The organism is Streptomyces sp. NPDC002446 (assembly GCF_053595675.1).
The window spans coordinates 22,861-31,997 of record NZ_JBSFYC010000085.1 but is presented as its reverse complement, the minus strand read 5'-3'; the positions used below and the strand labels follow the sequence as shown (position 1 = coordinate 31,997).

The window sequence follows — 9,137 nt, the reverse complement described above, 5'->3', positions numbered from 1 at the left end:
ACCAGATGTGGCAGCTCGGCGACCAGCTCGGCGGCCGGCCGCGCCCCGGCGGCTCAGCCATGCCCGCCCACGGCCCGCGCCAGCAACCCCCGCAGCACTCCCTGCTCCTGCTCCGTGAGACCGACACCACCGACCCGTCCCGCCACACCTGGCACCCCGTCAGCACCACCTGACCCCGGGGGCGGCCCGCCCACCCGCCCCGGGCCGGACTGTGACCCGCACAACAGACCCCGGAAACAACGAAAATCCCGCCCGGCCTTGATGGCCGAGCGGGATCTCGTCTGTTGCATTGTGGACCTGAGGGGATTCGAACCCCTGACCCCCTCGTTGCGAACGAGGTGCGCTACCAGCTGCGCCACAGGCCCTTGCGACGAGTGAAACTCTAGCATCTCGGTCGCGGTGCTCGGAAATCGCTTCCGGTGCTGGTCAGCGGAGGGCCGTCGCCCGTTTGCCGGTGCGGCGTGGGTCACTCGTTCGCGGCGCGGGGGCGGTCCTCGTTCTCGTACTGGTCGAAGAGGGGGGTACGGCCGCGGGGGCGGCGGGCCGGGGTGTCGGGCCGGGGGTGGTCGGAGGCGGCGCTGGAGCGGGCGGAGCTCCAGGCGTCGTCGGCCTCCAGGTCGACGTGGCTGGTGGCGCGGGGGGCGACCGGGGCGGTGACGTAGGTGGGCAGCGGGACCGGGACGGGCTCCCAGCTGCCGGCGGCCGGGGTCGGGCGTTCGCGTTCGCGCTGCTGGTCGACCCACTCGGCGTGGTCGGTCTCCTCGACCACGGCGCGGCGTCCCGCGGTGTGCGCGGGCGGCGCGGCGCGGGGCGGTTCCGGGGCGGCGTCGGCGGGGGCCTCAGCGCGGGCGTCGGCCGGATGGTCGTCGGCGGGCGGCTGCTCGGCCGCCTGGCGAGGGCGGCGCCGGTCCTCCCGCAGCCGCTGCGCTGCCGCCTCCGCCTTGCGCTGGTCCATGGTGAAGGTGAAGCGGCGGCGCTCCTGGGCGCGCAGGTAGACGATGTAGGCGGTCAGCAGCAGGGCGGGGAGGGCGGGGGCCCACAGGAAGGGCAGGCCGCCCACCGCGGCGACGACGGCGCCGACGGTGAAGGCGAGGAAGAGGACCGTGATGGTGCGCCGGCGCCGGGCGAGGACCTTGGCGCGCTTGGCCCGCTCGGAGAGAGAAGGGCGCGGCGGGGCGGGCTGCACCCGGGTGTGGAGGGCCTCGGGCTCGTCGGCGGGGTCGGCGAAGGGCCCGGCGGCGGCCTCGTCGGCCAGGGCGTCCGGGTGCTGTTCCTCGCCCGCATCGTCGGCGGGGTACTCCCCGTGCTCCTTGTCGTAGCGGCGCTGCATGGCCGCGCGTCCGGACAGCAGCCGGATGGCGGTGCTGAAGCGCTCGGTGGGACGGGCCTCGTTGAGCTCGTCCTGTCTACGGAGCCACATCGGCACCAAGTAGGCGGCCCAGGCCCCGACGATGACTGCGTAGATGAGGCCGCTGCTTCTCACAACTCACACGGTAGAGGGGTTTGCGGCGGCCTATCCGCCAATTGGGCCGGTGTGTCGCACGATCTGGCTGATATCTCGAACTTTTTTGTGATGGTAGAGATCCGCGCCTACGCCAATCCGGCCAATCGGGAATTTTTTTCGAACACTTATTTTATTTGTGGGGTGTGCCGGGCCTGCTGGGATTCGCCCGGCGCCAGCGGTAGAGCAGGCCTTCGGGCACCTCTTCCGCGGTGAGGGCGAATACCGCGTGGTCGCGCCAGGCCCCGTCGATGTGCAGGTAGCGGGGGCGGATGCCCTCTTCCCGAAAGCCGAGTTTTTCGACCACCCGGCGACTGGGGGTGTTCTCGGGGCGAATGCAGACCTCGATGCGGTGCAGTCCGACCGCACGGAAGCAGTGGTCGACCGCGAGCGCCACGGCGGTCGGGATCACGCCACGTCCGGCCACTTCCTGGTCGACCCAGTAGCCGACATGGCCCGAACACATCGAGCCCCAGGTGATACCGGCGACCGTCAGCTGCCCGACGAGCTGTCCGCGGAATTCGACGACGAACGGCAGCATCCGGCCGGCGTGTGCCTCGGCGCGCAGATGGCGGACCATCTGACGGTACGTGGGGCGGTGCGGCGGGGCCAGGCCGGGCGGGGGCGGCGGGATGGTGGCTTCCCAGGGGCGCAGCCAGTCGCGGTTGCGGCGGTTGACCTCGCGCCAGGCCTTCTGGTCGCGCAGCCTTATCGGGCGGAGGGTGACATCACCGTCCGTCAGGACCACCGGCCAGGGCGCGTTCAGCTCGGGCTCCCGGAGGGGGTGGGGTGGTCGCCGCCGCGGATCTGGTCGACGGCGTGCGGGAGGAGCTCGGCGAGGACGGCGAGGCCGTCGCGGACACCGCCCGTCGATCCCGGGAGGTTGACGATCAGGGTCGTGCCGGCGACGCCGGCCAGTCCGCGGGAGAGGGCGGCGGTGGGGACCTTGTCGCGCCCCGCGGCGCGGATCGCCTCGGGGATGCCGGGGACCTCGTAGTCGAGGACCCGGCGGGTGGCTTCGGGGGTGCGGTCGGTGGGCGAGACGCCCGTACCGCCGGTGGTGAGGACGACGGCGTAGCGGGCGGAGTCGACGGCCCGGCGCAGAGCGGACTCGACCGGATCGCCGTCGGGGACGACCTCCGGGCCCTCGACCTCGAAGCCCATGGCGGTCAGGCCCTCGGCGAGCAGCGGGCCGCCCTTGTCCGCGTAGACGCCGGCCGCGGCCCGGTTGGAGGCGGTGACGACCAGCGCGCGGGCGGGTCTCATGACCGGCTCCAGTCGCCGGACTTGCCGCCGGTCTTCTCCTCGACGCGGATGTCGGAGATCACCGCGGCCTTGTCGACCGCCTTGATCATGTCGACGACGGTGAGGGCCGCGACGGAGACGGCGGTCAGCGCCTCCATCTCGACACCGGTGCGGTCGGTGGTCTTGACCGTGGCCGCGATCTCGACGGCCTCGTCGGTCAGGGAGAGGTCGACCTTGACGCCGGAGACGGCGAGCGGGTGGCAGAGCGGAATCAGTTCGGGGGTGCGCTTGGCGCCCATGATGCCGGCGATCCGTGCGGTGGCCAGAGCGTCGCCCTTGGGCATGCCCTCACCCCGCAGCAACTCGATGACCTGCGGCGACACCAGAACCCGGCCGCGGGCTCGGGCCGTGCGGGCGGTGACGTCCTTCGCGGAGACGTCGACCATCCGCGCCGCGCCCGCCGCGTCGAGATGGGTGAGGTGTTGCTGGCCGCTGCTCATCGTTCTCCCGGTCGAAACTGCCGCCTGTGGGACGACACCGTACCCCCGGCGGCGCGGGGTCACCCGGCGGGCTGTCCCAGCGGGACGACCTCCACGGTCCCGCCCGCGGGGACCTCGGTGGTGTCCTCGGGGACGACGATCAGTGCGTCGGCGTGCGCCATCGCCTTGATCAGGTGGGAGCCGGCGCCGCCGACCGGGGTGACCGTGCCGGCCTCGGCGTCGTAGCAGCCGCGCAGGAACTGCCGCTTGCCCTTGGGCGAGGAGGCGATGGCGTCGGTGCAGCGGGCGGGGGTGGTGGGGCGCTGGACGTCCGGCAGGCCCATCAGGGCGCGGATGGCGGGGCGGACGAACAGCTCGAAGGAGACGTAGGCGCTGACGGGGTTGCCGGGCAGGGCGAGCAGCGGGGTGCGGTCGGGGCCGATGCGGCCGAAGCCCTGGGGCTTGCCGGGCTGCATGGCGAGCCTGCGGAACTCGACCTGGCCCTCGGCGGCCAGCGTCTCCTTGACCACGTCGTACGCGCCGACGCTGACGCCGCCGCTGGTGACGAGGAGGTCGGCCCGGACGAGCTGGTCCTCCAGCGTGGCGCGGAGGGTCTCGGCGTCGTCGGCGACGGCGCCCACGCGGTAGGCGACCGCACCGGCGGCGCGGGCGGCGGCGGTGAGCTGGAAGCTGTTGGAGTCATGGATCTGGCCGGGCCCCAACGCCTCGCCGGGCTGGACCAGTTCGCTGCCGGTCGACATCACCACCACCCGGGGGCGGGGGCGGACCCGGACCGTGCCGCGGCCGAGGGCGGCGAGCAGGCCGATCTGCGAGGGGCCGAGGACCGTGCCCGCGGCGAGGGCCGGCTCGCCTTCGGTGACGTCGCTGCCGCGGGCGCGGATGTGGGCGCCGGCGGCGGCCGGGCGGTGGACGCGGACCTGGCCGGCGGCGCCCTCGGGCGCGGCGCTGTGGGCGCGCATCGTGTCGGCCGGCCCCTCGCCCGTACCGCCGTCGGTCCACTCGACGGGGACGACGGCCTCGGCGCCGGGCGGTACGGGGGCGCCGGTCATGATCCGGGCGGCCTGGCCGGGGCCGATCCGCGGCAGCTCGCCGCTGCCCGCCGCGACGTCGCCGATCACGGTCAGGACGGCCGGGGCGGCTTCCGTGGCGCCGGCCACGTCGGCGGCGCGGACCGCATAGCCGTCCATGGAGCTGTTGTCGAAGGGCGGCAGGGCGACGGAGACCGCGATGTCGTCGACCAGGACGCAGCCCTGGGCGTCCAGGAGCGGCAGCTCGATCGGGTCCAGCGGTTCGATCGCGGCGAGGACGTCGTCGAGATGCTCGGCCACCGACCAGACACGGTCCTGGTGGCTGGTCCGGCCGGTGGCGTTGTTCAACGTCCTACATCTCCTCGGTGACGTAACTGCGCAGCCAGGTCCGGAAGTCCGGGCCCAGGTCCTCACGTTCGCATGCCAGTCTGACAATGGCACGCAGATAGTCGCCACGGTCGCCGGTGTCATAGCGCCGGCCCTTGAAGACCACGCCGTGCACGGGCCCGCCCAGGGAGGGGTCGGCGGCCAGCGCCTGGAGGGCGTCGGTGAGCTGGATCTCGCCGCCGCGGCCCGGGTCGGTCTTGCGCAGCACCTCGAAGACGGCCGGGTCGAGGACGTAGCGGCCGATGATGGCGAGGTTGCTGGGGGCGTCGGCCGGGTCGGGCTTCTCGACCAGGTCGGAGACGGTCACCACGTCGTCGTCGCCGGTGGGGGCGGCGGCCGCGCAGCCGTAGAGGTGGATGTTCGCCGGGTCGACCTCCATGAGGGCGATGACGGAGCCGCCGTGCTTCTCCTGCACCTCGACCATGCGCGCCAGCAGCGGGTCGCGGGGGTCGATCAGGTCGTCGCCGAGGAGGACCGCGAAGGGCTGGTCGCCCACGTGGGGCGCCGCGCACAGCACGGCGTGGCCCAGGCCCTTGGGGTCGCCCTGGCGTACGTAGTGCATGGTCGCCAGGTCGCTGGATTCCTGCACCTTGGCGAGGCGGGACGCGTCGCCCTTGCGGTGCAGGGCCTCTTCGAGCTCGTAGTTGCGGTCGAAGTGGTCCTCGAGGGGGCGCTTGTTGCGGCCGGTCACCATCAGGACGTCGGAGAGCCCGGCGGCGGCCGCCTCCTCCACCACGTACTGGATGGCGGGCTTGTCGACGACCGGGAGCATCTCCTTGGGTGTGGCCTTCGTAGCGGGGAGAAACCTGGTGCCGAGGCCGGCTGCTGGGATGACAGCCTTGCTGATCCGTGTGTGCGATGGGGTCATGCGCGACACCATAACCGGCGCTATCGGAACGATGATGAGGGAGTGGTGAATAGCCAATGAGAGCGGGAGCAAGGGCGCACAGTGAGTATCAATCACGATAGAAAGCGCAGGTTGCGGCGCGATCTCCTGGAGGTGAGGAGATCGTTGCCGCCGGATGTCGTCGCGGCGGCGGGCGAGGCGCTGGCCCGACGGACGCTGGAGCTGGACGAGTTGGCCCGCCATGCCGCCCCGGCCGCGGGCGCTCCGCGGCCCGGCACCCCGCCGACGGTCGCCGCATATGTGTCGATAGGGGGCGAGCCCTCCACCCGGGCCCTGCTGGACCGGCTGCGGGCGGCCGGTGTGCGGGTGCTGCTGCCCGTACTCCTCCCGGACAACGATCTGGACTGGGCGCTCTACGAGGGCGCCGAGCACCTGGCGCCGGCCGGCTGGGGGCTGCTGGAGCCGGACGGCGAGCGGCTGACCCCCAAGGCCGTCACCCAGGCAGACGTGGTGCTGCTGCCGGGCCTGGCGGTGGACCGGCAGGGGCTGCGGCTGGGGCGCGGCGGCGGCTCCTACGACCGTGTGCTGGCGCGGCTGGAGCGGGCCGGTGCGCGGGCGTCGCTGGTGGTGCTGCTCTACGACACCGAGGTGCTGGCCGAGGTGCCGGCCGAGCCGCACGACCGGCATGTGCATGCCGCGGTGACGCCGTCGGCGGTGCACCGGTTCCGGCACTGAGCGGCGCCTGCGCGCGGACCGCGGACGCAGGCGCCGCGCCGGGCGCGGAACGCCGACGGGCGGGCCGGAAGATCTCCGTGAAGATCTCCGGCCCGCCCGTCTGCGCTGAGGGCGGCGGCGCCGCTACGGCGACAGCGTCAGCGTGTCCTTCTCCGCCTTCTTCACGGCCGCTTCGCTGAACGCCCAGGGCAGCAGCTCGCCCTTGGCCCACTTGTCGGTCTGGTCGTAGTAGTGGGTGTCGTAGGCGTGCCCGGAGGCGCCGGTGAGGTTGATCCAGCGGGACTTGTCGAGGTCGGCGAGGTTGACCACCATCCGCATCGACGGGACCCAGGTGACCTTGTAGCCGCCGGCGGCGTTCCAGCCGGTGGCGTCGACCGCGGCCTCGCCGCCGCCGAGGTTCCAGGGGCCGCGGTTGAACAGGCCCTGCAGCATGCCGGGGCCGTCGGTGCCCAGGGTCTGGTTCTTCAGGAACAGCTGGTGCAGTCGGCCCCAGCTCCAGTTGTCGATGTTCTTGCCCAGCTTGGAGGTCAGCTCGTAGCGCGCGTCCTGCATGGCGTGCGCGAGGAGCTGGTCGCGGTTCTTGTCGCCGGGGCGCCCGGGCCGGTCCTCGGTCTTCCACCAGGCGTTGTCGGGGTCGTCGAGGATGCCCCGCACGACCTCGTACCAGCGGTCGCCGCCGTCGGGCTGGGCGGTGTCGCCGTCCCGCTCACCGCATTCGCGGACGTAGGTGTCGTTCTCGTCGACGGGGCCGGTCTCGTCGGCCGGGCGGACGGTCAGGCACTGGCCCTCGACCCGCAGCTCCTTGGGCATCTTGTTGCCGAAGGCGAGCTTGAGGGTGTTGCGCCAGACGGCGTTGAAGTAGGCGGCCGCGGCGGAGTCGGGCTCCTGGGTGAAGTCCCAGCCCTCCAGCAGCTGCTGGGCGTCGCGGACGTACTTGTCCTTGATGTCGATCTTCGTCAGGTAGGGCGTCAGCAGCCGGGCGATCTCGCTGCTGTTGTCCTTCTGGAAGGTCTGCATGTCGTCGGTGGAGACCTTGCCGCCGTCCTTGATCTTGGACTGGATCAGGTCGTTGATCCGCTGGCTGCGGGAGCCGTAGCCCCAGTCCTTGGTGATCAGGTAGGGGTACTTCTCGTCGACGACGGCCTGGTTGGCGGTGACGATGTAGCCGCGCTGCGGGTTGTACTCGTAGGGCAGCGCCTTGTTCGGGATGTAGCCCTTCCACTGGAACTTCGGGTCCCAGCCGGGCGCCGGGTAGGTGCCGTCGAAGTGGCCGTCGCCCTTGCCGCGGACCGGGATCCGGCCGGGCATCTGATAGCCGATGTTGCCCTTGGTGTCGGCGTAGATCAGGTTCTGCGAGGGCACCTCGAAGTGCTCGGCGGCCTTGCGGAAGCTGCTCCAGTCCTTGGCGCGGTCGAGCTCGAAGACGGCGTCCATGGAGTTGCCGGGGTCCAGCGCGGTCCAGCGCAGGGATACGGCGTAGCCGTCGCCGCGGTCCGGGGCGGCGTTGCCCACGGGCGCGTCCTTGCCGACCTTGCCGAGTTCGTCGTCGCGGTCGGAGACGATCGGCCCGTTCCTGGTGGAGCGGACGGTGATCTCGTGGCTCTCACCGCCGGCGACCTTGATGGTCTCCTTGCGCGTGAGGAAGGGCTGCTGCCGGCCGTCGGAGAGGTACCCGTCGGCGTTGATCTTCTCCAGGTACAGGTCGGTGACGTCGGCGCCGAGGTTGGTCAGGCCCCAGGAGACGTTCTGGTTGTGACCGATGACGACGCCGGGCATGCCGGAGAAGGTGAAACCGGAGACGTCGTAGTTGCACTTGGGGCCGGCGGTACGGCAGTGCAGGCCCATCTGGTACCAGAGCGAGGGCATCTGCGGTGCCAGGTGCGGATCGTTGGCGAGCAGCGGCTTGCCGGTGGTGGTGTGCGCGCCGGAGACGACCCAGGAGTTGGAGCCGATGCCGTTGCCGTTGGGGCCGAGCAGCGCCGGGACCTCTTCGAGGGTCTTGGACAGCGAGGCCAGCTGCGTCTGCAGGCCGCCGACGGCAGTGCCGGTGCCGGCGGGGGCGGAGTTGGCCGAGCCCTTGGGCGTGAACTGCTTGCCGGCCGGGTCGACCGCGCCGCCGTCGACGATCGGCTTGTTCCGCTTGTACGGGTACGCCGGGTAGAGCTGGGCGATCTGCTCCGGGGTGAAGCGGCTGGTCATCAGGGAGCGGTCGATCTCCTCCTGCATGTTGCCGCGCAGGTCCCAGGCCATCGCCTTGAGCCAGGCCACCGAGTCGACCGGCGTCCACTTCTCCGGCTTGTAGTCGTTCTCGAAGTCCAGCGCCGCGTACTCCAGGGACAGCGCCGAGCCCTCGTGGTCCTTGAGGTAGGCGTTGACACCGGCGGAGTAGGCCTTGAGGTACTTCTTGGTGCTGGGGGCCAGCTTGGTGTCGTACTCCTGCTGCGCCACGCGGTGCCAGCCGAGGGTGCGCAGGAAGGAGTCGGTCTTGACCTGGCTCTTGCCGAACATCTCCGAGAGCCGGCCGGCGGTCATATGGCGCCGGACGTCCATCTCCCAGAAGCGGTCCTGGGCCTGTACGTACCCCTGGGCGCGGAAGAGGTCCTCGTCGGTGTCGGCGTAGACCTGCGGGATGCCGTTGGCGTCGCGCACCACATCCACCGGATTGGTCAGGCCCGGGAGTTTGAGCGAGCCGGTGGTCTGCGGGAAGGAGGCGCGTACGGTACTGACTCCCCAGAACGCGCCGAAGCCGATGCCCGCCACGAGCAGCAGCACGACCGCGATCGCGACGAGGCGGCCGCGCCGCCCCTTCTTCTTCCTGGGGACTGGGCCGGACTTGTTGGCGGGCATCTCTGTCCTTCGAGGGGCAGGGTGGGAGTGCTGGAGCAACCATAGGC

General features: G+C 71.8%; 8 protein-coding genes and 1 tRNA gene. 1 reads left to right on the top strand and 8 read right to left on the bottom strand.

Annotation, left to right across the window (positions count from 1 at the left end; genetic code table 11):
• Nucleotides 1-292: 292 nt before the first annotated feature.
• The 7 genes from ACWD6P_RS32365 to galU all read right to left on the bottom strand — a co-directional run bounded on the left by ACWD6P_RS32365 (nt 293) and on the right by galU (nt 5,529).
• Nucleotides 293-365: transfer RNA gene (locus ACWD6P_RS32365), tRNA-Ala, on the bottom strand.
• Nucleotides 366-466: 101 nt separating this feature from the next.
• Nucleotides 467-1,483, bottom strand: a complete 1,017-nt coding sequence (sepX, locus tag ACWD6P_RS32360) for a divisome protein SepX/GlpR (RefSeq protein ID WP_451447753.1) — start codon at nt 1,481-1,483, stop codon at nt 467-469.
• Nucleotides 1,484-1,634: 151 nt separating this feature from the next.
• On the bottom strand, nt 1,635-2,249 hold the full coding sequence (locus tag ACWD6P_RS32355) for a GNAT family N-acetyltransferase (protein WP_451447752.1): 615 nt from the start codon (nt 2,247-2,249) through the stop codon (nt 1,635-1,637).
• 14 nt (nt 2,250-2,263) lie between these two features.
• A complete protein-coding gene (locus ACWD6P_RS32350; protein WP_451447751.1) occupies nt 2,264-2,767 on the bottom strand; it encodes a MogA/MoaB family molybdenum cofactor biosynthesis protein in 504 nt (167 codons plus the stop codon).
• Complete coding sequence (gene moaC / locus ACWD6P_RS32345) at nt 2,764-3,246, bottom strand: cyclic pyranopterin monophosphate synthase MoaC (RefSeq protein WP_451447750.1); 483 nt, start codon at nt 3,244-3,246, stop codon at nt 2,764-2,766. The genes ACWD6P_RS32350 and moaC overlap by 4 nt, the downstream gene beginning before the upstream one ends.
• Before the next feature lie 59 nt (nt 3,247-3,305).
• A complete protein-coding gene (gene glp, locus ACWD6P_RS32340) occupies nt 3,306-4,622 on the bottom strand; it encodes a molybdotransferase-like divisome protein Glp (protein ID WP_451447749.1) in 1,317 nt (438 codons plus the stop codon).
• A gap of 4 nt (nt 4,623-4,626) precedes the next feature.
• Nucleotides 4,627-5,529, bottom strand: coding sequence for a UTP--glucose-1-phosphate uridylyltransferase GalU (galU, locus tag ACWD6P_RS32335; RefSeq protein WP_451447748.1), 903 nt, complete (start codon nt 5,527-5,529; stop codon nt 4,627-4,629).
• A gap of 87 nt (nt 5,530-5,616) precedes the next feature.
• On the opposite strand from galU, the gene ACWD6P_RS32330 reads away from it, so the two are divergent.
• Complete coding sequence (locus tag ACWD6P_RS32330) at nt 5,617-6,243, top strand: 5-formyltetrahydrofolate cyclo-ligase (RefSeq protein WP_451447756.1); 627 nt, start codon at nt 5,617-5,619, stop codon at nt 6,241-6,243.
• 123 nt (nt 6,244-6,366) lie between these two features.
• Here the strand turns inward: ACWD6P_RS32330 and ACWD6P_RS32325 are convergent, their stop codons facing one another.
• Nucleotides 6,367-9,090, bottom strand: coding sequence for a penicillin acylase family protein (locus ACWD6P_RS32325; RefSeq protein ID WP_451447747.1), 2,724 nt, complete (start codon nt 9,088-9,090; stop codon nt 6,367-6,369).
• Nucleotides 9,091-9,137: the final 47 nt, after the last annotated feature.

What these genes read in the sequence shown, in the direction of transcription:
- ACWD6P_RS32350 (WP_451447751.1), bottom strand. Translation starts at nt 2,767, where the DNA reads ATGAGACCCGCCCGCGCGCTGGTCGTCACCGCCTCCAACCGGGCCGCG.
- moaC (WP_451447750.1), bottom strand. Translation starts at nt 3,246, where the DNA reads ATGAGCAGCGGCCAGCAACACCTCACCCATCTCGACGCGGCGGGCGCG.
- galU (WP_451447748.1), bottom strand. Translation starts at nt 5,529, where the DNA reads ATGACCCCATCGCACACACGGATCAGCAAGGCTGTCATCCCAGCAGCC.
- ACWD6P_RS32325 (WP_451447747.1), bottom strand. Translation starts at nt 9,090, where the DNA reads ATGCCCGCCAACAAGTCCGGCCCAGTCCCCAGGAAGAAGAAGGGGCGG.